Source organism: Streptomyces sp. NPDC111516, from assembly GCF_055635345.1.
Genome location: NZ_JBVKBV010000009.1, coordinates 1 through 18,202, shown reverse-complemented (window position 1 = coordinate 18,202; position 18,202 = coordinate 1). Strand labels below are relative to the sequence as shown.

The window sequence follows — 18,202 nt, the reverse complement described above, 5'->3', positions numbered from 1 at the left end:
ACGGCCCGTGGCGCCCCGAAGGCGCCGTGGAGTTCCGGCCGGGCCGTGCGCGCTCCCGACCGCCGCGCCGCTCAGGCCACCCGCAGCCGCCGCCAGACCGCCTTCGCCGCGTGGTGACCGGACATGCCGTGCACGCCCGGTCCGGGCGGGGTGGCCGAGGAGCACAGGAACACCGCCGGATGCGCCGTCGCGTACGGCACGCGTGCGAGCTTGGGCCGGATCACCGTCTGGAGGCCGGAGAACGCCCCGCACGCGATGTCGCCGCCGACGTAATTGGCGTTGCGCGCCGCGAGTTGGGGCGGCCCGGCGACCGCTCGGGCGAGCACCAGGTCACGGAAGCCGGGAGCGAAGCGCTCCAGCTGCCGTTCGATGACGTCGGTGGCGTCGCCCTCCCAGCCCGCCGGGACGTGTCCGTACGCCCAGAAGACGTGCCGGCCCTCGGGTGCGCGCGACGGATCGATCCGGCTGGGCTGCGCGGTGATCAGGAACGGCACGCTCGGGTCGCGGCCCGCCACCGCGGCGCTCAGCGCGGCGTCGATCTCGCCGGCCGTGGGGCCGATGTGGACCGTTCCGGCCCTGCGGGCCTCTTTCGCGGTCCAGGGGACGGGGCCCGAGAGCGCGTAATCGATCTTGAAGCAGGACGCTCCGTACCGATAGCCGCGGTACGCGTGCCCCAGCCCCGCGATGCGGGCGAGGGCGGTCGGCGAGGTGTCGAAGACGTAGGCGCGGGCGGGCGGGAGTTCGTCGAGGCGCTTGACCTCCGTACCGGTACGGATCGTGCCGCCCTGTTCGCGCAGGTACGAGGCGAGGGCGTCGGAGATGGCCTGCGAGCCGCCGCGCGGCACCGGCCAGCCCTTCTCGTGCGCGGCGAGGGCGAAAAGCAGGGCGATGCCGCCGGTGGCCACGCCACTGACGGGGGCTATGGCGTGGGCAGCGAGCCCGGCGATCAGACCGCGCGCCTTCGCACCGTGGAAGCGGCGGGAGAGCAGCGTCGCGGGCTGGAGCGCGTCGAGTCCGAAGCGCACCCAGCGGTACGGGTCGCGGGGCAGCCCGTCCCACGGGGTGCGGAGAAAGTCCTCGGCGAGGGTGTCCCAGTGGCCGATGAACGGGGCGACGAGCCTGCGGTACGCCCCCGCGTCCCGGGCGCCCAACGACATGGCGCTCTCCCCCACCGAACCGGTGAGCACGGCGGCCGATCCGTCCGGGAACGGGTGGGCGAGCGCCAGCTCGGGCTGGAGCCATTCCAAGCCGTGCCGGGCGAGCGGCATCCTGGCGAACGCGGGCGAGCCGACGCCCAGCGGATGGACGGCGGAACAGGGGTCGTGACGGAAACCGGGGAGGGTGAGCTCCTCGGTGCGGGCACCGCCTCCGACGGTGTCGCCCGCCTCGAAGACCTCGACGGCGAAGCCGCGGCGGGCCAGTTCGGCCGCAGCAGTCAGTCCGTTGGGCCCCGCCCCCACGATGACAGCATCAAGCATCGACGGCACCTTCGGACTCCTTCGTCAGCCGACGGCCAGGACACCCAGGATATTCCGAGGCACCGCAAGCGCGGTCGCGGGTAGGGTCGCCGCTCGATGAATACACCGAACTCCCAGGCCGCGCCCGCGACGGGTCCCGTCGCCGACGTTCCCGCCCGTATCGCCGGCATGGCCTCCCTGCTCACCGCGCTGCCCGGCATCCGGGCCGTCGTCCTGGGCGGCAGCCGGGCCCGTGGCACCCACCGCCCGGACTCCGACTGGGATCTGGGCGTGTACTACCGGGGCACCCCCGACCTGGCCGCGCTGACCGTGCTGGCGTCCGAAGTACAGGGCTCCCCTGCCGAGGTCGTGGGTCCGGGCGGCTGGGGACCGTGGGTCGACGGCGGGGCGTGGCTGCGGGTGGACGGCGTCCCGGTGGACTGGATCCTGCGCGATCTGGACCGGGTCGAGACGGTCTGGGCGGACTGCCGCGAGGGACGCTACGAAGTGGGCGTGCAGCCGGGGCATCCGCTCGGGTTCTGGTCCCCCGCCTATCCCGGGGAGGTCGCGCTCGGCCGCGTACTCGCCGACCCCCGGGGTGAGTTGACGGCGCTTCAACAGGAGACCCGGAACTATCCGTCCCGCGCGGCACGGGCCGACATGGGACGCTTCTTGTACGCGTAATAGGTGGAGGGGTGGACACTGCAGTCGTGCTCGGTGAGGGTCCTGCAGATCGGCTCGACTCCGCCGAAGCGGTCCCGGTGCTCGTCGATGAACGCTACGAGCGTGTGTGTGGCCGGTCGAGCTCGGCCGCGAAGAAACTTGCTGCAGCCTTCAGGATCTCGTTGGCCCGCTTCAGCTCGGCGACCTCCTTCTTGAGGGCCTTGAGCTGGGCGGATTCCTCAGTCGTGGTCCCGGTCCGGGCACCGGCGTCGACCTCGGCCCGACGCACCCAGTTCCGCAGGGGCTCCGGGCCGATGTCGAGCTTCGCGCCGATCGACCGGATCGCCGCGGACTCGGTCTTGTACTGATCGCGAGTCTCCAGGACAGCCGGTCCACCGTGACCGGCTCGTCGAGGTGGGCCTCGATCCAGACCTGCGCTCGCCGCACCGCCGGGTGAACGATGCCGGGACCTCGTACCGCGCCGTCGTCTTCGGTCACGAGGTCGAGGAGTACAGCGGCACACAGGTGCCGACGCCGGGCCCTCACCATCCACCGGTCGTCTTCGGGGGCGTCGAGTGCGGCGGTCAGCGCGGGGACGGCGCTTTCCGGGGCCCGGCTGACCGAGACCCGGCCGCGGGCGAGCTCGTCTACGGCGCGGGCGAGGTCGGCGGCATCGCCCGGGTCGGGGCCTGGCGATCCCCCAGAGGCGTGGGCGATGACCCAGAGGAGCTCGCCGCGGCCCTCGGCGCGCCGACCGCTGCGGTATGCCGTGCCGGCCGGGATGCGCAGGACGTCACCGACCCCGATGCGCAGGCCCTCGCCTCCGACTACGAAGTCGAAGCTCCCGCGCACCGGCAGGACGAGGACGACCAGGCGTGCGTGCCGCTGGGTGCCGACCGACTCGTGCGCCGTCAGGTATCGGTACCGACCGAGGCAGACGAGCGGGCCAATGCCGCGCAGGTCCACGATCGTGCGTTCGTCGGTCGAGGTGAGGTCGGGCACGTCCGTGGCGGCCAGCTCCATGACGGGAGGGCGGGTCAGCGGCATGGGGCAGATTATCCGGCGGACGGATCCGAACGCGCCAGCGGGCGGGCGCACCTAACGTGCCAGCGTGACCGAAACCGCCGAGAGCCGGGTCCACTCGGACCACCAGCCCACCCACGACGAGCTCCGCGAGGCCTTCGGGCGCGACGGCGTCGTCGTGCTGCCCGACCTGCTTGATCCCGACGAGGTGGCGACCTACCGTGCCGTCTACGACCGCTTCCTGTCCGGCGAGATCGACGCCGGGGACAAGCGCAGCGACCTCGGTCAGGGGAGCGACGAAGTCGCCTCCGGGACGGAGAACATCACACAGATCATGTGGCCCTCCGCGCTGCTGCCCGAGCTCCTGGACATGCCGCTGCACCAGCGAGGCATCGACCTGGCCCAGGTCCTCATCGGGGACGACGCCGCACTCGACTTCGACATGCTCATCAACAAGACACCCGGCTCGAACACCCCGACACCGTGGCACCAGGACGCCGGCTACTGGGTCGACCTGCCCGACGACCGCGCGGTCTCCATCTGGGTCTCGCTCGACGAGGCCACGCTCGACAGCGGCTGCATGTGGTATGTCAAGGGCTCGCACCGCGGCCCCGTCCGGCCCCACTGGCCCGCGGGCAAGGGAGGCGGTGCCATCGAGTGCGCGTGCTCGGAGGACGAGCCCGGTGCCACGTACGTCCCGCTCGCGCCGGGCTCGGCGGTCGGCCACGCCGGCCGGACGCTGCACTACTCGCGGGGCAACTCGACCACGGACCTGCACCGCCGCGCCTACATCCTCAACTACCGGCCCGCGGCCATGATCGAGCTCGAACGCGAGCAGGGAATGGACCACGGCAGGACCGTCAACGAGCGCGAAGTGCGCAACCCGGGATCCGCGGGCTGACCTGGCACCAGCGGGGCCTTCGCGCAGTATGGGGTCCCATCCGGGGAATTTCTCTGCGGCTTCGCCTCGCCCGAGTTCGACAGCGTCCCACCACGGGCGCGGTGGTTCGGGTCGGGTGCTGGGCATGCCCGGCCCGAAGCGTTCTGTCAGATGCCCGTCACGCCAAGACTGGAACTTCTGCCGGCCGCGTGCGTCCTGTTGAAGGCTGAGTGTTTCAGTGCCCTGGGAGAACCGGGTCAGCACAGCGTCCGTGTGGCCGAGCCAGCCCCGCCCTTCCGGGGCGATCACCGCTTGACCAGGTTCAGGATCAGCGTGGCGATGTCCTCCGGAGCCTCCTCGGCCATGAAGTGGCCCGCCTGGGTGGTGAAGTGCTGAAGGTCGGTGGCCCACGGTCGCCAAGTCGCGGTGGCGTCGAACCCCAGATGCCGGCCCCAGTCCTGCTGGACGACCGTCACCGGCATGGTGATCCGGTTGCCGGCGTCGAGGTCGGCCTGGTCATGTTCGATGTCGACGGTCGCGGTGGCGCGATAGTCGGCGACGATCGACGGAACAGCGTCCCGGCATGCGCGAAGGTACTCGGCGCGCACTTCCGCCGGGATCGCGTCGGAACTCGTGGACCAGACGTCGAGGAAGTGGCCGAAGAAGGCGTCGGCGCTGCCCGCGATCATCTGCTCGGGCAGACCGGGCGGCTGGGCCATCAGATACAGGTGGAAGGCCACCGCCGCGCTGACGCCGTGGAGGACGTTCCAGGTGTCCGGAGTGGGAACGATGTCCAGGATTCCCAGGTGGCTGATCCGATTCGGGTGATCAAGGCCGGCCCGGAAAGCAACGTGCGCGCCGCGGTCGTGCCCTTCACCATGCTCGTGGCACGGCGCAGCCGTGAGATCGCGCTGCTGCGGGCCATCGGTGCCTCCCGCCGCCAGGTGTCCCGATCCGTCCTCCTGGAGGCCCTCCTGGTCGGCCTCGTCGCCTCGGCAGCCGGGTTCCTGCTCGGCCTCGCCATCGCCTCCCTGCTGCCCGGCGTCCTGAGCACCGGAGGAAGTACGCTGCCCGAAGGCCCGCTGGTGATCGGCCCGCGCTCGATCCTGGCCGCACTCGCCGTAGGCGTGGGCATCACCATGCTCGCCGCATGGCTGCCGGCCCGCAGGGCGGCGAAGGTCGCGCCGGTCGAGGCGATGCGCACCACCGAACAGCAGCCCTCCACCGGGGGGACCCGGATGCGGGGCCTGGCCGGTCTCACCCTCCTCGCCCTCGGCGTCGGGTGGCTGATCTCCCTGACCGGGGCCAAGGACGCCTCGGAGGAGAACCTGCAAAGCGCCATGCTCGCCTGCGCCCTCCTCGCCGCTGCCCTCATCGTGCTCGCGCCGCTGCTCGCCGCACCGGTCATCCGGCTGACCGGACAGCTGACCGGCCGACTCGGTATCACCGGCCGCCTCGCCACTCTCAACGCGCTGCGCGACCCCCGGCGCACCGCGGCCACCGCCACCACCTTGATGATCAGCACCGCGCTGGTCGCCGGACTCGCCGTCATCGGCCACTCCACCAGCCAGGCCTTCGACCAGCAGGCCGCGGATGGCCTCGGCGCCGACTACGTGATCAGTACGCGCACCACCATGTCCGGCATCGACCCGGCCGCCGTACGCCAGGTGGCCGACACCGCCGAGGTGCGGACCACCAGCGCCGTCACCGACTCCACCGTGGTCACCGGCGGCCAGGTCCGGGAGATCTCCGGCGTCGGCCCCGACACCGTGACCGACGTCATGACCCTCGACTTCGTCAGCGGCTCCCTGAAGGATCTCGGCCCGGGCCGCATCGCCGTCTCCCGTACCCTCGCCGACGAACACGGGCTGGCCACAGGCGGCAAACTCGACCTCGCCATGGGCCAGAAGCACGAGGCCAAGCAGTACACGATCGTCGGCGTCTACAAGGACAACCCCACCGCCCGCGACGCCCTCGGCGCCCGCAGCGAGGGTCACGAACAACAGCTACCTTCCCCACACCATCCAGCGCATCCTCATCCGCACCGACGACCACACCGCCTCGCACACCACCGAGCAGAAACTGCGCACCGCCGCGGGCAGCAACCCGCTGCTGAAGGTGCAGAACCGTCAGCAGCTCGTCGACGAGGCCGCCGGCACCATGGCCGACCTGCTGAACATCATGTACGGCATGCTCGCCATCGGAGCGCTGATCAGCGCTCTCGGCATCGTCAACACACTGGCCATGTCCGTCGCCGAACGCACCCGCGAGATCGGCGCCCTGCGCGCCCTCGGCATGGACCGCACCCATGTCCGCCGGATGATCCGCCTGGAAGCGGTGACCGTCGCCGCGTTCGGCACTCTCCTTGGCCTGGCGGGCGGCCTGTTCGCCGCCTGGTCGGTCGGCTCACTCGCAGGCGGGGCGATCGCCCAGTACTCGCTGGCTCTGCCGTGGGGCACGCTGCTCCTCGTATGCCTGGTCTCCCTCGGCATCGGCGCAATCGCTGCTGCGGTCCCCGCCCGACGAGCTGCCGCACTGAGCCCGTTGACCGCCGTGGCGCACACATAACCCCCGGCATACGGCCGGCCACGCCACCGGCAGGACCCCACCGCCAACGCCTTCCGCGTGCACGGCGCTGGGGTCCCTGTGCAACTCCTGCGCTGTGTACGTCAGTCATGAGGCAGCTCGGTCACCAGTGGGCCGGGCCCGGACGCCCGGCGCGGCGCTTGGCCGTTCGCGGCAGGGGGAATCACCGACGCTTGTCGGCCGGGGCGTACTCATGCTGATGCCGGAGCGCGGCCAGGTCCGCAATGGCCTCGCCGCCGTCGGCGAGCATCACTGCCAGGCCGGTGGCGATCCGTCTCGGATCATGTCCGGTCCCGGGAGGTCGCAGCGGCCTGAGAGCGGTGGAGTACGCGGCGGTCAGTCCCATGGCATCGACAAGATCCGCCAGCAACCGTGCCCCTGCATGACCGACCGCCCCTGAACCATCGGTACTGACATAGCTCTTGGCCGCAACTCGATACCCTGCACGCAGAAAGTGCCCTCCGCCTGTACCGACAGAACCCCTCAGCAAGGTTCATTGTCCCAGGTCAGGAAGGCACTTGCGTGTTTCCGCCTCGACAGCCACCAACCCCGGGCGAAATGGCGAGGTCAGCGCCAATACCGGTAACTCAGGGCGTTGTTGTCCGCTTGACCGGTTGGGTTTCCCCTGCTCGTGGACCACCGGCCGGGCCGGCAACAGCCGGTTTCGCTGCTGCATCCGGCCCGTCCACGCCAACACCTCGTCCACAAGCCCCGGAGAAAACGCCTGTGTCAACACCCCGACCGCGCCCCGGTCCGACAGACGCTCACCAGATGAATTCAGCCGACCCGCTCTCGGCACATCAACAGCAACGACCAATTTGCGCCTGAGATACCGGTATTGAGGTCAGCGCACGTACTTGTCGAAGAACTCGGTCACGTAGCGGGTCGCGGCCTGGCGCTGTTCGGCGGGCTTGAGCTGCTGGGGATTGCCCGTCCCGTTGGTGCTTTTGCACCGGCCGCCAGGCAGGTTCCGCTTTTCGACGGCGACGTCGTCCGTGGCGAACCGTGGCCCGGTGCCGGGTGTCCAGACGGTGTTGAAGAAGTTGTGGTTGGCGCCGGTCACAGCGTGGTGGTGGGCGTGGGGGTTCTTGGCGGCCATGGCGAGGGGGATCTTGCTGTCGTCCCACATGGCGTCGCAGGTACCGGCGACCACGGCGACGGGGACGCGGGTGATGCGCTCTTTGTCGGCGTCGATGCCGTTCATGGCGGGTGCGAGCGCCATCGTGCCCCGGATGTTCACGCCGGGCAGAGGCTTGTGGCTGTCCAGGGCCTGTGCAAGGACTCCGCCGCCGCCGCGCGAGTGCCCGAGGGTGCCGACCCGGTTGAGATCCACCTGGCCGGTGAACTGCTTGAGCTTCTGCAGCGGGCCCTTTCCGGCGGTCAGCTTTTGCCACATTTCCAGGTGTTTGTCCAGCAGTGCCCGGCGTGCGATGTGGCCTTGGTCCTGCTCGTGGGCCTGGATGCCGTTGGCCGACACCGACACCACGATGTAACCCTTCTCGGCCAGGGCCCGGGCAAGGTAGGCGTAGCCCCGGTAGTTGTCGACCGGCCGGGCCTCCTTGCCGCACGGCCAGGCGTAGGGGCGGACGGGCTTGTCCCCGGCGGCGCAGGTGTCGGCCCAGCCGTGCAGCATCATCACCAGGGGGTGCTTGTCTTTGCCGAGCTGACGGGGGTAGGTGACGGCGGCCCTCAGTTCCATGGGGTTGTCGGCCAGGCCGGGCGGAGCGTAGGCGGTGTCACCGAGGTCGTAGGTTAGCTCGGCCACCTGCTTCGTGCCGGCCTCTTCGGAGACCTGGACCGGACGGACGGTCACGGACTCGGGCTGGGGCTGGGAGCTCCCACAGGCAGTCACCACGGTGACCGCGGCGGCGGCTGCCGCGGTGAGGATGCTGCGGCGCAGGGCGCGAGGGGGCATATGCATGGGAAATGGGGACCCTTCCGGGGCGCGGTTCTTGGGCTGGGGGCCGCTCGGGTCAGTGGGCACCGCGACGGCATTCCAGAAGGTACGCGTTCTGTTTGTCAGGGATGTATCAGGTGAGGCTCATATGCCACTCAATAGCCACAAGGCCCTGATGATCGACGAGTTACGCCGGCATCTGCGCCTGCATCTGTGCTCGGAGCTCGGTGCTCGTCACCGACAACGAAGAACGGGCGCCCACGCGCAGTCGTCAACAGGGCGAACGTTGCCTGATGCGGCACTGGAGCCGATCGGCCCGCCGCCCGGGAGGCGGCAGGCCGTACGGGGACCGGCGTCAGCCCTCGTAGCGCAGGCCGTGCCCGAAGCGGAACAGCGGATCGGCGGTGTCGAACGGCACGTCCGACCGGCTCGCCTCCACGGCTGCCATCGACGACGGCAGGTCGAACGGCAGCGAGCCCTGCGGCCGTTCCTCGCCGAACAGAACCTTCGCGAACGCGCTCTCCGCCGCGCCGAAGTTGACCGTCAGCGACGCGGCGTGCCCGGCCAGGCCGGTCAGGATCGCCGGCCGGTCCAAGTAGACGTCGACAACCGTCGGCACGACGACGCAGATCCGCCGCACGCGCTCGATCTCCTCCGCCGGGAAGTCGAGCGAGCCCGCGTGGAAGAAGGACTCGATGGTCCCCTCCTCCCCGCGCTGCTCGAACGGCGCCGCCAGCCGCAGCACCGCCACGTCCGCCTCCTCCGGCGTCGCGACGAGCGTCGCCCGGTCGCCCAGCACCTCGGCCGACAGGCCCTCCGCGTAGACCTTCAGGCCGCCCGGGGCAAGCGGCAGCCGGGCCGGGCCTTCGTCGGCATTGGCCAGCAGGACGTACGAGGCCGCCTGCGCGGCCAGGCCCTCGGCACGTGCCTCGGCGGCGCCCACGATCTCGTCGGCAGCCTCCTCGTCCAGGTACGGCCGGTCGAACAGGCCGAGCCGGAACTTCTCGCGCAGCAGCCGGCGTGCCGAGGTGTCGATGCGCTCCTCGGTCACCTTTCCGGCCTTGACCAGGTCCACCAGCACCTGCGGGCGGAACTCGCCGCCGAACTGGTCCACCCCCGCCTCCAACGACTTGAGCATGCGCTCCTCGTACGTCAGCTCCTCCACGCCCCAGCAGGTGTTGGCGAGGATGGCCCAGTCGGTGCACACGATGCCGTCGTAGCCCAGCCGCTCGCGCAGCAGGCCGGTGATGATCCCCTTGTTGAAGCCAAAGCCGACCTCCTCGTACCCGGTGCCGATCGGCATGCCGTAGTAGGGCATCATCTGGGCGACGCCGGCGTCGATGACGGCCTTGAACGGTTCGAGGTGGTAGTCGAAGTTGTCGCCCGGGTAGACCTGCTCGCGGCCGTACGGGAAGTGCGGGTCCTCGCCGTTCAACTGCGGGCCGCCGCCAGGGAAGTGCTTGGCCATCGCCGAGACCGACTCCGCCCCGACCTCCTCGCCCTGGAGCCCGCGCACGTAGGCGACCGCCAGCTTGGACGTGAGGTCGGCGTCCTCGCCGAAGGTGGTGCTGATGCGCGCCCAGCGCGGCTCGGTGGCGAGGTCGATCTGCGGGTGCAGCGCGACCCTGATGCCGACGGCCAGGTACTCGCGGCGCACCGTGTCCGCCCAGCGGCACACCAGTTCGGGCGAGCCGACGGCGGCGAAGCCGAGCGGTTCGGGCCACTGCGAGAACGGGCCGGCCATCAGCGCGGTGGCCGGGTTGTCGGTGAAGGAGTGGCGTGGGTCGCTGGAGATGGTCACCGGGATGCCCAGCGGCCGCTCCAGGGCGGCCTGCTGGACGGTGTTGTGCCAGGCCGCAAGGTCGCGTGCGGTGTTCGCCCAGAGGATGTTGAAGTGGTTGATGCGCCGCTCCAGGAAGGTGGCCATGGACGGCATGCCGAAGTGGCCGGGCTCGTCGATGGGGGCGGTGTTGCCCAGCGGGTGGAACATGAGGCCGGCCTTGTCCTCGATCGGCAAGCGGCTCAGCAGGTCCTCGACCCGCTGGCCGACGGAGAGCGTCGGGTCCTGGTAGGGCAAGCGCGTTTCGGCGGTCATGAGGGGGCCTTCCTTGATGGTGCGGGAGAAATCGTGGGCGTGGGCGTGGGCGGGGTGCGATCAGGCAGCGTTTTTGATCCTGGTCACCAACAGCGCTCCGACCAGGCAGAACACGGCGGCGAGACCGAACCAGAGGGAGTAACCGGCCCCGTCGAGCAGGGCATTGCCTACAGGGATGACGACCACGCCGGCCAGCAGCGGCGAGAGCGAACTCGGCAGGGTGTTCGCGATGTTGAGCACGCCCAGGTCCTTCGCGGTGTCGGCCTTGTCGGGCAGCAGGGCGATGGCGAGCGCGTTGTCCACCGCGAAGAACAGCCCGGCACCGAGGCCGAGCACGGCTTCGAGCACCAGCAGGGTGCCCAGCCCGGCGTCGCCCAGGAACGGGGTGACGGTGACGACGGCGAGCACCGCCGCCATCAGCAGGCCGCTGGCGACCACGAACGGCTTGCGGCGGCCGAGCCGGTCGGACATCACGCCGCCGACGATGCTGGCGACCACGAGGGTGGCGACGTTCAGGCCGCTGGCCAGGGCGTTGAAGGCCAACTGCTCGTCGGTGTCGTGCATGCCGAACTCGGCTGCCAGGAAGAGCGTCAGGTAGGAGGCAAGGGCGCCGTAGCCGAGCATGATGAAGAACTTGCTCAGCCAGACCCAGCCGAAGTCCGGGTTCTTGCGCGGGTCGAAGACGAAGGAGAGCAGCAGGCTGCGGAGGTTCAGCGGCTCGGTCGGCCGCTCGGCGCGCACCCGGTCCGGCAGGCGGACGGCGAACCAGAGGCCGAGGGCGAGTGCGAAGGCGGCCGGCACGGTGAACCGCAGGAAGTCGTTGGGCAGCACGGACAGCAGGATCGCGCCGACCAGGATGCCCGTCGGCGTGACCGCGCCGACGATGCCGGATACGCTGCCCCGTCGGGCCTCGGGGACGTGATCGGCGATGGTCGCGCTGGCGGCGGCGAAGGCAAAGTTTCCGGCGCCCTGGGCGGTGCACCAGGCGATCAGCAGGAGAGGGATGTTCGGGGCCACGGCGCAGGCCGTCAGGGCCGCCGCCATGCCGGCCAGTCCGCCGACGATGAAGGGGCGGCGCATCCCGAAGCGGGAGGTGCAGCGGTCCGACAGCCGCCCGGCGAGCGGCTGGACGACCATCGCGAACACCGCGCCCGTCCCCGTGACCAGCCCGAGCTGGGCGGGGGCGGCGTCCAGACCGACGAGGTGCTGGATCTTGACCGACAGGCCGCCCATCACGGGGGCGAGCACGGCCAGGAACATGCCGAACTGGCCGAGGGCGAGTCTTCGGACGAAGCCGCGCGGCGCCTGCGGCCGGTGGGCCACCGCAGGCACGGGAGGGGTTTCGAGCATGAGGGAGCTCCTAGGGGAACCAGCCACGGCGGCGTGGCGTGAGCCCAATTGCTACACACGTGTATCTTTCTGTCAAGCAACCCTGATACCGTCCCCACATGACCTCCTCAGGAGCCGGGACGGCGGCGCCCGGCGGCTACGCCAAGGGCCGCGCCCGCCGGGCCGCGATCATCCAGACCGCCGCCGAGCACTTCGCGCAGCGTGGCTTCCGGGCCGTCACAATCCTCGATCTCGCCGCCGACTGCGGCATCTCCCGAGCCGGTCTGCTGCGCTACTTCCCCGACAAGGACGCGCTGCTCCAGGCCGTGCTGGAGGACCGGGACCGCGCCGACAGGGACCGCTTCCAGCCCTACGCCCGGCTCGGCGGCGGCCTCGGCGTCCTGCGCGGGATGGTGGACCTGGCCGGACAGAATGAGCTCTCCCCCGGGCTCATCGAACTCTTCGTCCGGCTCTCCGGCGAGGCGTCCGACCCGGGGCACCCCGCCCACCCGTACTTCGCCGACCGCTACGAGCGCATCCGGCACAGCACCGCCCACGCACTGCGCGCGGCCCGCGAGGCCGGGCACCTGCGCGGCGACGTGGACCCGCAGGAGGCCGCCGTGCGGCTCACCGCGCTGATGGACGGACTCCAGGCCCAGTGGCTCTTCGACCGCTCCGTCGACATGGCCCGCCATGTGCGGGCGGCGGTCCTCGCGCTGCTCACCGAGCCGGGCGCGGCCGCCTTCGACGCCCTCACGCCGGCCGGCTGACGCGGGGGGGCGCCTCTATGTCTTTTATGTCTTTCGTCGAGCGAGGTGAGGGGGCCGGGGTTCGGGGTTCGTAGAGGGTGCCGTCGCGGAGCATCGATAACAGGCACTCACCTGTCCGCTCGCAATCATGGCCTCTGGGAGGCCCGGTGCACGAAGGCGGGCGGGAGGTTCGCGCCCACACCACCTTTGACCGCTCCAGCCGGTCGAAGCGGCAGGCCGGCTCGGCGGTGAAGTGGCGGGCGGGCGGGGTCCAGGCCGTGCAGATGGGCGAGGGTGGTGAACCGGCCGCCGGGCGCGAGAACTTCGGTCACGGCGTCCAGGATGTGCCCGCGCCGGTCCTGCGGCACGACCGTCGGCGTCGACCACGAAGTTTGATCGGTGACAGCCCTGATCACGAGCGCGCCGATGCCGCGCCGTACCGCTGGTGACCGAGCACCGCCCCGACCGGCCGGTACCGGCGCGATCGGGGCGGTTGTGCACCTGCTGGGCCACAGCAATCGAGGAGGGCCGGGGCCTGACCTCGATGAGTTGCGTGCCGGCCGGTACCGCCTACGGTCTACTGGTCCGGCGACCCATGACTAGTGCCGTGACCGGCAATGTTTGCCCCGTAAGGAGCGTCGTCCAGCGCGTGCGATCGCAAGGCGGCCGGAAGTCCTTGGATGGGGTCTCCCCTGCTCGAACGAAGTTGAGAGCTTGGGGAAGGAGCTACCAGGGCTTTTGGCCAACGCGGAAGGGGGTCCCCCTGGCCCTTAAGGCCTTGGGGGAGTGCGTGCTGGACGGCGCGACGGGGCAAAGCTTGCCGGGAGGGGCACTAGCGCAGATGCCGGGCGAAGAACCCGGCCGCGTCCTCCCCCGCGAACTGCGGGACGCCGGTGTGCCCGCCCATATTGGCGTGCAGGGACTTCTCCTCGGAGCCGAAGGCGTCGAACAAGTCCAGGGCCGCCTGCCGGTCGTTCCCTTCGTCGTCCCACTGAAGCAGGACGTGCAGCGGAATGGTGACCTGACGGGCCTCCTCGAACATGGCGCAAGGCACGAAACTCCCGGCGAACAAGCCGGCGGCCACGATGCGCGGCTCGACCACCGCCAACCGGATGCCGATGGAGATCACACCCCCCGAGTACCCGACCGGGCCGCCGATCCCGGGCAGCGCGAGAAGGGCGTCCAGCCACATCGACCGCCAGGACCAGGCGTCCCCCGTCGAAGCGGGGCAGCGACAGCCCGGCCAGCACCGTCCGCAGGCCATCGACGTCGATCCGGCCGTGGTTCAGACCCCGTACATCGCTCCGTGCCCACGACGATGCTCGGGCAGCAACGTCAGATCCACCGGGGACTTCACCGCCCCGTCCGCACACAGCACCGCGTCCATCAGCTCGAACAACTCGTCGCGCCGAGCGGTCAGACACTCGTAGAAATCGCCCCGGAAGCGTGACGCTTCGGCGAACGCCTCCCTCTGGACAGCATCAGGCAGCAGACTCACCCTCACGGCCTTCGTCTTGGTCAGTGCACCTTGGTCGGAGCACATGATCAGACGAAGGCCGCCCCCGCGTCCGGCAAATCCCCAGGTGAGCGACTCAGTTCGAGACACCATTCGGGACCGGAAGATAAAAAAACAAGCTCAGTGCCTGACGCTGTCGGGGATCTCGGCTTCCGCTCTGCACGTGCGCTGCACGTAGTGGGAAGTTGGAGGGTCTGCGCCGGTCGGGCTGGTCCTCGGCGCCACGTGTTCCACTAGCCCTAGGGAGGGTCGACCGTGACCTCCGATCACGACATGCTGTGGCGTCGCTGCGCGCACCTGGGCCGTCTCCTGCTGCCTGTGGTGGATGAGGAGGCGTGGCGCCAGGCTCGCCGTCACGAGCACTTGGGGGCCTGGGGCATCAACGTCGCGGAAGGCGAGCGGCTGATCGAGGTCTTCGCGGCCCTGGCCGCCCATGCCGTCGCGGTCGACACTTCCGTGTCTGCCGCGGAACTTGACGTCCTACCTCTGAGCGCGATGGCTGACGCGGCGACCGGTAAATGCGACTTCGAGCTGCTAGCCGGGCTCCCGGACACCTTCGCCGACGGCCGCGACGAACTGGCCGTCAAGGTCTTCCGGCTGTACACCTACAGGGGCGGGCAGTACAGCCGCCGACTTTTCCAGCTGAGCACAGAACTGCGCCATGTGCTGATCGTCCTCGCCGAACGCTCGCGAATGCCGTCCCCCAGGTGCGGGCACGTCTTCTTCTGGGCGGCTGCAGCGGGCCTGTCCAGTGATCACGGAGATTTGACGAACTGACGGTGGGTGCTGCTCCTTCGCCAAGATCGGTTCTGGCAGGGTCCGGGGCAAGGAGGTGAGCACCACCTTGCGAACGAGCAACTCAACTTGCGGGGTGAACCGTTCCGGTTCGGTAGAGACTCTAAAATGTGCTCTCGGTGGATGCCGCCCGCAAATCGGCCCCCACCGGTGACACGCTCCATGTCGCCCTGTGCCTGTCGCGGGCGTTCGGCATCCTCGCCCAGTCCCTCCATGGCCACCACCGCACCTGGTGTCTGAACGAGAAGGGCGCGTCGGCCGCGGCGGCCGCCCTGCCGGACACGCCGGTGGACTTCGCCGGACGGATCGACGAGGCGCTGCGGGGGCTGGACTGCGCGGCGGTGGAGCGGGCCGCGGAGCTGGTACGGGACGTTCGGTCGGCGCTCGCGGCGGGCGCCGCGGAGACCGGGAGCCGGTCGTGATCGCCGGACTGCAGTGCGTGATACTCGACTGCTCCGATCCCGTAGGCCTCGCCGGGTTCTACCAGCGGCTGCCGGGGCGCTCGTGGCGCGTCCTCGCAGACCCGGCGGGGCATCCCTTCTGCGGCCTGGTCAGGCACGGCGGCGTGGCGTGGGCGGGGCCGGTCAGGCGCCGTCACGCAGCGCCTGAAGGACGCGTTCGACGGTCGCCGCGTCGCGGGCCGCCGTGAACGGCAGGGCGTTGCCGCCGGTGATGCAGAACGGGGCGCCGGAGAGCGTGGCCTGCGCGCCGCCCGCCTCGGTGACCAGGAGCAGCCCTGCCGCGTGGTCCCAGGCGTACTCCCAATTGAAGGCGACCGCGTCCTGGTCGCCGCGCGCGACGGCGAGGTATTCGAGGCCCGCCGAACCACAGGGGCGGGCTTCGATGCCGTCGGTGCGCAGGCCGAGCAGGGCGCGCTTCTGGGCATCGGTGGTGTAGTCGGGGTGCGACATCGCCACTTTCAGAACGGCGCCGGGCGCGGGCGATCCGGACCGTATCGGCTTGCCGTCGAGCGTGGCACCGCGGCCGCGGACCGCGATCGCCATCTCGTCCAGGGCGGCGGCGTACGTCCACGAGGCGAGGAGTTCGCCGCGGTGGGCGAGGGCGACCAGGGTGCAGAAGCCCGGTTCGCCCCGGGCGAACTGGCGGGTGCCGTCGACGGGATCGACGATCCACACCGGTGCGTCGCCGCCCAGGGCGTCGTACACCTTCGGATCGGCGTGGACCGCCTCCTCGCCCACGACCACCGAGCCGGGCAGAAGCCGGGACAGGGCGGCGGTGAGGTGTTCCTCGGCGAGGCGGTCGGCGGTGGTGACAAGGTCGTGCGGGCCGCTCTTCTCGACTATCTCGTGCGCGGCGAGCCGGCGGTAGCGGGGCATGATCTCGGCGGCGGCCGCTGCACGGACCGCCGCCTCGACCTCGGTCAGGTCCCCGGCAAGGAATTCATCGGTCATGCCCCCAGCCAATCACGGCCCGCCGGGGAACCGACGACCTGGTCATGACGGGGAGGTGGCGGGTCAGCATCCGAGGGCGTACCGTGCCTGGGCGGTGAGCAGGAGCGAGTCCTGTCTCACCGGTACGCCCCGAACGGTCTTGGGCGCACTGGTCCTCCGCTTTCGTCGGCGCGGGCGATCGGGCCAGGGCGGCAACGGGACCAGACAGGGCCTGGGACGATCAGAACCATTCGTCGCGCGCCGGTGGTTCGCAGAGCTCGAAGACCACCTCGCCCGCATCCGGATCACCAGCGGCGACCGGGCGCACCTGGGCGCCGACCGACACCAGGTGCGGCGCGGCGCCGACGACGCGGCAGCGGAACACGAAGCCCTCGGGGAGCCGGACGAGGGACTCGTTGCGCGCCGCTTCCGTGTAGCGGTGCACGACCCCGGACCTCACCACGACGCCCAGCCCGGCGCTGTGTTCGGGCTTCAGATCACTCGATGCGCACACCGGACACAGCAGCCTCCGGAAGGAGGCCGTGCCGCACCAGCGGCACCGGTGGTAATGCAGGCCGGCTTCCTCATGCACCGTCTGCACGGTGCCACTTGATGACCGGGACATGTTCGACCCCCTGCGCTCGGCTCGGATGCGCCGCGCCTGCTCGTCGGCGCGTCCGCACCATAGGACACTGAGTGCCGAAACGTAAAGGCACTCAGTGCCAAATGACGGTACGGTCCGGTGTCAGCCCTGACCGATAGCCGACTCGATCTGCTGCACGACGCGCCACATCGGAGCACCCTTCGTCGCGACCATGACGACTACGTCGCCCTCGGTCCTCGGCTCGGATGCGCCGCCGGCCGCCTCGCTCCCCCACACCTGGCGCACCAGCCCGAGGGCGTGATCCACCGCGGCCTCCGCGTCCCCTTCCCCGCCCGAACGCAGCCAGGTCCGCAGCCCGTTGTTGTGCGCGGCGACGACGGACGCGGCGATCACCTCGGCCCGCAGCGCACCGTCCCCCGACTCGCCGTACCGGTCCCGGAGATAGCCGGCCAGCGTCTGCTCGTACCGGCGCACCACGGACAGTTCGTAGGTGCGCAGCCCGGGCACCTCCCGGGTGAGCCGGTAGCGCTGGACGGAGAATTCGGGGTTGGCGGAGTACATACCCAGGACGAGCCGGGCCGCGTCGCACACCGCGCCGACCGGCTCCGCGTCACCGACCGTCGCCAGGAAGGCGGTCATGTCGGCGAGACAGCGTTCGTGGTCCGGGAAGACCGCGTCCTCCTTGGACGGGAAGTACCGGAAGAACGACCGGCGCCCGACCCCGGCCCGCGCCACGATGTCGTCCACCGTGGTCTGCTCGAAGCCCCGCTCCAGGAAGAGCTGGAAGGCCGCCTGGGCGAGCACCTCCCGCATGGGGGCCTTCTTCGCCGGTCTGCGTGCGTCAGTCATGCGGGGAACGTAGCACCGGAGAGCCTCTTCTGGCACCAGGTTCCTTTACAGAGGGTACTGAGTGTCATATCGTCATCGCTACGAACCATCCCAGGTAGGAGAGCCGGCGTGAGCTTGAGGATCGTTGTCTGTGTGAAGTACGTGCCCGACGCCACGGGGGACCGGCATTTCGCCGATGACCTGACGCTGGATCGTGAGGATGTCGATGGTCTGTTGTCGGAGCTCGACGAGTATGCGGTGGAGCAGGCGCTGCAGATCGCGGATGGGGCGGAGGATGCGGAGATCACCGTGTTGACGGTGGGTCCGGAGGATGCCAAGGACGCGTTGCGCAAGGCGTTGTCGATGGGTGCGGACAAGGCTGTTCATGT

The 18,202-nt window shown here is 70.3% G+C and carries 15 protein-coding genes and 7 pseudogenes; 9 read left to right on the top strand and 13 right to left on the bottom strand.

Features of this window, described 5'->3' with window-relative positions; all coding sequences use genetic code 11:
- Positions 1-71 precede the first annotated feature (71 nt).
- Entirely contained in the window at positions 72-1,487 is a 1,416-nt protein-coding gene (locus tag ACZ7L9_RS18855; protein WP_471416272.1) for a phytoene desaturase family protein, read from the bottom strand.
- A gap of 159 nt (positions 1,488-1,646) precedes the next feature.
- Between ACZ7L9_RS18855 and ACZ7L9_RS18850 the strand changes: the two are divergent.
- Positions 1,647-2,114: pseudogene (locus ACZ7L9_RS18850) on the top strand (nucleotidyltransferase domain-containing protein); the annotation flags it as partial.
- Between the two features lie 198 nt (positions 2,115-2,312).
- Here ACZ7L9_RS18850 and ACZ7L9_RS18845 read toward each other — a convergent pair.
- Complete coding sequence (locus tag ACZ7L9_RS18845) at positions 2,313-3,167, bottom strand: hypothetical protein (RefSeq protein ID WP_471416271.1); 855 nt, start codon at positions 3,165-3,167, stop codon at positions 2,313-2,315.
- A 64-nt stretch (positions 3,168-3,231) separates the two neighbouring features.
- Between ACZ7L9_RS18845 and ACZ7L9_RS18840 the strand changes: the two genes are divergently transcribed.
- On the top strand, positions 3,232-4,044 hold the full coding sequence (locus tag ACZ7L9_RS18840) for a phytanoyl-CoA dioxygenase family protein (protein ID WP_471416270.1): 813 nt from the start codon (positions 3,232-3,234) through the stop codon (positions 4,042-4,044).
- 284 nt (positions 4,045-4,328) lie between these two features.
- On the opposite strand, the pseudogene ACZ7L9_RS18835 reads toward ACZ7L9_RS18840, so the two are convergent.
- Positions 4,329-4,895, bottom strand: a pseudogene (locus ACZ7L9_RS18835) (alpha/beta fold hydrolase); the annotation flags it as partial.
- Between the two features lie 6 nt (positions 4,896-4,901).
- Here ACZ7L9_RS18835 and ACZ7L9_RS18830 point away from each other — a divergent pair.
- Together ACZ7L9_RS18830 and ACZ7L9_RS18825 are read left to right on the top strand one after the other, a co-directional pair.
- Positions 4,902-5,924: pseudogene (locus ACZ7L9_RS18830) on the top strand (FtsX-like permease family protein); the annotation flags it as partial.
- Between the two features lie 217 nt (positions 5,925-6,141).
- Positions 6,142-6,591 (top strand): ABC transporter permease, encoded by a 450-nt coding sequence (locus ACZ7L9_RS18825; RefSeq protein WP_471416269.1) that lies wholly within the window; start codon positions 6,142-6,144, stop codon positions 6,589-6,591.
- A gap of 214 nt (positions 6,592-6,805) precedes the next feature.
- Here ACZ7L9_RS18825 and ACZ7L9_RS18820 read toward each other — a convergent pair.
- The 5 genes and pseudogenes from ACZ7L9_RS18820 to ACZ7L9_RS18800 all read right to left on the bottom strand — a co-directional run.
- Positions 6,806-7,026, bottom strand: a pseudogene (locus ACZ7L9_RS18820) (IS1380 family transposase); the annotation flags it as partial.
- Positions 7,027-7,102: 76 nt separating this feature from the next.
- Positions 7,103-7,345, bottom strand: a complete 243-nt coding sequence (locus ACZ7L9_RS18815; RefSeq protein WP_471416268.1) for a transposase domain-containing protein — start codon at positions 7,343-7,345, stop codon at positions 7,103-7,105.
- A 108-nt stretch (positions 7,346-7,453) separates the two neighbouring features.
- A complete protein-coding gene (locus ACZ7L9_RS18810; RefSeq protein WP_471416267.1) occupies positions 7,454-8,530 on the bottom strand; it encodes an alpha/beta hydrolase family protein in 1,077 nt (358 codons plus the stop codon).
- Positions 8,531-8,861: 331 nt separating this feature from the next.
- A complete protein-coding gene (locus ACZ7L9_RS18805; RefSeq protein ID WP_471416266.1) occupies positions 8,862-10,601 on the bottom strand; it encodes a glycoside hydrolase family 3 protein in 1,740 nt (579 codons plus the stop codon).
- Positions 10,602-10,661: 60 nt separating this feature from the next.
- Entirely contained in the window at positions 10,662-11,951 is a 1,290-nt protein-coding gene (locus ACZ7L9_RS18800; RefSeq protein ID WP_471416265.1) for an MFS transporter, read from the bottom strand.
- A gap of 98 nt (positions 11,952-12,049) precedes the next feature.
- On the opposite strand from ACZ7L9_RS18800, the gene ACZ7L9_RS18795 reads away from it, so the two are divergent.
- Together ACZ7L9_RS18795 and ACZ7L9_RS18790 are read left to right on the top strand one after the other, a co-directional pair.
- Positions 12,050-12,700, top strand: a complete 651-nt coding sequence (locus ACZ7L9_RS18795; RefSeq protein WP_471416264.1) for a TetR/AcrR family transcriptional regulator — start codon at positions 12,050-12,052, stop codon at positions 12,698-12,700.
- 146 nt (positions 12,701-12,846) lie between these two features.
- Positions 12,847-13,128: a hypothetical protein gene (locus ACZ7L9_RS18790; protein ID WP_471416263.1), complete on the top strand. Its 282-nt coding sequence runs from the start codon at positions 12,847-12,849 to the stop codon at positions 13,126-13,128.
- Between the two features lie 383 nt (positions 13,129-13,511).
- On the opposite strand, the pseudogene ACZ7L9_RS18785 reads toward ACZ7L9_RS18790, so the two are convergent.
- Together ACZ7L9_RS18785 and ACZ7L9_RS18780 are read right to left on the bottom strand one after the other, a co-directional pair.
- A pseudogene (locus ACZ7L9_RS18785) lies at positions 13,512-13,865 on the bottom strand (alpha/beta hydrolase); the annotation flags it as partial.
- Positions 13,864-14,177: pseudogene (locus ACZ7L9_RS18780) on the bottom strand (transposase); the annotation flags it as partial. The pseudogenes ACZ7L9_RS18780 and ACZ7L9_RS18785, both read right to left, overlap by 2 nt.
- A 273-nt stretch (positions 14,178-14,450) precedes the next feature.
- On the opposite strand from ACZ7L9_RS18780, the gene ACZ7L9_RS18775 reads away from it, so the two are divergent.
- Both ACZ7L9_RS18775 and ACZ7L9_RS18770 read left to right on the top strand, forming a co-directional pair.
- Entirely contained in the window at positions 14,451-14,972 is a 522-nt protein-coding gene (locus ACZ7L9_RS18775; protein ID WP_471416262.1) for a hypothetical protein, read from the top strand.
- A 134-nt stretch (positions 14,973-15,106) separates the two neighbouring features.
- Positions 15,107-15,412, top strand: a pseudogene (locus ACZ7L9_RS18770) (DNA polymerase subunit beta); the annotation flags it as partial.
- Positions 15,413-15,574: 162 nt separating this feature from the next.
- Here ACZ7L9_RS18770 and ACZ7L9_RS18765 read toward each other — a convergent pair.
- From ACZ7L9_RS18765 to ACZ7L9_RS18755, 3 genes are all read right to left on the bottom strand, one after another.
- Positions 15,575-16,402: an inositol monophosphatase family protein gene (locus ACZ7L9_RS18765; RefSeq protein ID WP_471416261.1), complete on the bottom strand. Its 828-nt coding sequence runs from the start codon at positions 16,400-16,402 to the stop codon at positions 15,575-15,577.
- A gap of 220 nt (positions 16,403-16,622) precedes the next feature.
- Positions 16,623-17,006, bottom strand: a complete 384-nt coding sequence (locus tag ACZ7L9_RS18760) for a Zn-ribbon domain-containing OB-fold protein (RefSeq protein ID WP_471416260.1) — start codon at positions 17,004-17,006, stop codon at positions 16,623-16,625.
- A 120-nt stretch (positions 17,007-17,126) separates the two neighbouring features.
- On the bottom strand, positions 17,127-17,798 hold the full coding sequence (locus ACZ7L9_RS18755) for a TetR family transcriptional regulator (protein ID WP_471416526.1): 672 nt from the start codon (positions 17,796-17,798) through the stop codon (positions 17,127-17,129).
- A 144-nt stretch (positions 17,799-17,942) separates the two neighbouring features.
- Between ACZ7L9_RS18755 and ACZ7L9_RS18750 the strand changes: the two genes are divergently transcribed.
- Positions 17,943-18,202: electron transfer flavoprotein subunit beta/FixA family protein (locus tag ACZ7L9_RS18750; protein WP_471416259.1), on the top strand; the 260-nt coding region annotated here is incomplete at its 3' end.